This window comes from Desulfocurvus sp. (assembly GCF_023230885.1).
Taxonomy (GTDB): Bacteria; Desulfobacterota; Desulfovibrionia; order Desulfovibrionales; family Desulfovibrionaceae; genus Desulfocurvus.
Genome location: NZ_JALNWM010000290.1, coordinates 1 through 2,786, shown reverse-complemented (window position 1 = coordinate 2,786; position 2,786 = coordinate 1). Strand labels below are relative to the sequence as shown.

The following is a 2,786-nucleotide window of genomic DNA, read 5'->3' as shown; positions in this document are numbered from 1 at the left end:
CGGGCCGGTCGGTGTCGGCGGGCACCTCGGCCCCGGGCACGGCGCCAACGGCCTGTCCGGCGGCGGGCACCCGTCCGCTCACGGAAAAGGTTCCCGGTTTTCCCGGCACGGGCACGGCCTGCGCCGCCGCCCCGGGCTCTCCGGGCGCGGCGGAAGCCGGGGCCGGGCCGGACGCGGGGGCGCCGGGGTCGGGCGGGGCCGGGGCGGACGCGGGGGCGCCGGGATCGGGCACCCGCTCCGCCTGGGCAGGCGCGGCCTGCCCAGGCGGCGTGACCCGCCCCCGGAATACATAAGGTACTTCGAAAAATGTGCGCATCTGCCCGTCCTGCCCGTCCTGGACGGCCGGAGGGGTCGGGGCGGGCGACGGCGAAGCCTGCGGCGCGGGCGCGGCAGGGGCGGCCGGAGTTGCCGACGGCGAAGCCTGCGGCGCGGGGACAGGCGGTACGGCCGGAGTTGCGGCCTGGGGCGCGGGCGGCGCGGGGGCGGGGCTGGTCTGGGTCGCCGCGGGCGGCGCGGGGTCGGGAAGATCCTGGGTCGCCACGGGCGGCGCGGGCCGGGGCGCGGCGGGGGCTGGCGGCGCGGGGGCGGCGGAGCCCGGCGGCGGCGCCGGGGTCTCCCGGCGCGGGGCGGGGCCCTCGGGCTTCCAGCGCGCACCCAGGGGATCGCTGAACACGTCCACCACCAGCCGGGGCGGGTTGTCCAGGGTGAAGGCCACAAATCCCGCCTCGGGGGTGGACAGCTCCACATCCAGCCCGCCGGGAACCACACGCAGCCCGGAAACCAGCCGCGCCCCGGCCACGTCGGGCAGCGCGCCCGCCGCATCCCCCCCGCCCGGCAGGCGCAGGGCCAGGGCCCGGGGCGCGCTGCGGGCCAGGGTGTATTCCGGCAGCCCGGCGGGGAATTGCAGCACCAGGCGCTCCTTGTCCGGATGCCGCCCGAAGGAATAGACCACCCCCAGGGCCGGGGCAGCCAGGACGAGCGCCGCAAGGCCCGTCAGGACGAAGAGGCAGGCAAGCCTGCAAGCGGAACGTGCGTTCACGGCAAAAAGCCTGCAAAAACCGTGCAATATCCGCAGCAAACACGGGCGCACCAGCGCGCCCGCACGGCGCGGGGGTCAGCCGATCTGTTTCTTCTTCAGCTTCTCGATAAGCGTGGTGCGCTTGATGCCCAGGATCTCGGCGGCACGGTTCTTCACGCCGTCGGCCGTGTCCAGGGCCTCGCGCAACAGGCGGTCCTCCATCTCGTCCAGGAACGTCTTGAGGTCCATGCCCTTGTCCTCCATGTCGCGCAGCCGGGGCCAGGCGAAGCCCGCCGCCGGGGCCGGGGGCGCGGGCCGGGCCTTCTCCTGGCCGAGGCTGGTCCAGATCTTGGAGGGCAGGTCGTCGGCGCCGACCACGTCGTTGTCGCACAGGATCGACAGCCGCTCCATGATGTTTTCCAGCTCGCGGACGTTGCCGGGCCAGGCGTAGCGCAGGAGCATGTCGCGCGCCTCGGGCGACAGGCGCAGGGTCTTGCGCTCCTTGTCGCGGCAAAAGCCGCGCAGGAACGTGTCGGCCAGGAGCATGGCGTCGTCGCCGCGCTCGCGCAGCGGGGGCAGGTGGATGGGGATGACGTTCAGGCGGTAGAAAAGATCTTCGCGGAAGACCCCGCGCGCCACCTCGGCCTCCAGGTCGCGGTTGGTGGCCGCGACCACGCGCACGTCGACCTTCTTGGTGCCCGTGCCGCCCACGCGCTCGAATTCCTTTTCCTGGAGCACGCGCAGGATCTTGACCTGGAGCGAAAGGTCCAGTTCGCCGATTTCGTCAAGGAAGATCGTTCCGCCGTCGGCCAGCTCGAAGCGGCCCTGGCGCGAGCGGATGGCGTGGGTGAAGGCGCCCTTCTCATGGCCGAAGAGCTCGGACTCCAAAAGCTCGCGGGGGATGGCGCCGCAGTTGATGGGCACGAAGGGCTTGTCGGTCCGCCTGCTGTTGGCATGCAGCGCGCGCACCAGAAGCTCCTTGCCCGTGCCCGACTCGCCGGTGACCAGCACGGTGCTGTCCGTGGGCGCCACCTTGGCCAGGACCTTGAAAACGTCCAGCAGGGCGGGACTCTGGCCGATGATGCCGCAGGTGTTCAGATCCATCTCCTCTCCCTTCCCTCAAAAAACCCGGGCCAGGCCCGGCGCGACCTCGGAAATCTCATCCTTGCTGTCAATCTTCTGACATAAAGTCAAGAGAAGCTCTAGAAATATTTTCAGCTTCCCGGTTTTTCATCGGCCGGAGGGAAACGCGGGAAAGGGACTGCACGCCGAACCGGGGGCCTGCCAGCCTTGGACCATCGGGAACAGGAGCAACACTTCTGTCCGGGAGCAGGGGGAACCGTTTCAGTATTCATGCTCCGACTCCTCGGGGCTGCCCGCCCCCTTGGCGCCGCGCCTGCCGCGTGCCCGCCCCATCTGTGCGCGAGGGGAAACCGGCAAGCAGCGCCTGCTCCTGCGCCGGGTTCAGCCCGCCCTCCGCGCGCAAGGGGAAACCGCACCGGGATATGGAGTCGGGGCCGCCGATTTGCGCCCCCCGTGCGCGAGGGGAAACCCACGGCCAAAGCCGCGCTCTGGGGCGAGGGCACCCGCCCCCCGCGCGCAAAGGGAAGCCGACGAGGGTTCGCATGAGGTCCAGGGCGTCCGCCCGCCCCCCGCGCGCGCAAGGGGAAGCCCCGTATCAGGTCTACCTGATGATGCCCTATGTGACCGCCCCCGCGCGCAAGGGGAAGCCGGAGCAGACCATAGCCGTGTTCTGGAACAAATCCCG

Annotated in this window: 1 protein-coding gene and 1 pseudogene; both read right to left on the bottom strand. The window is 71.5% G+C overall.

Going from position 1 to position 2,786, the window contains the following annotated elements; genetic code table 11:
• Positions 1–1,039, bottom strand: a pseudogene (locus M0P34_RS14800) (hypothetical protein); the annotation flags it as partial.
• Positions 1,040–1,114: 75 nt separating this feature from the next.
• Entirely contained in the window at positions 1,115–2,122 is a 1,008-nt protein-coding gene (locus M0P34_RS14795; RefSeq protein ID WP_291500497.1) for a sigma-54 dependent transcriptional regulator, read from the bottom strand.
• Positions 2,123–2,786: the final 664 nt, after the last annotated feature.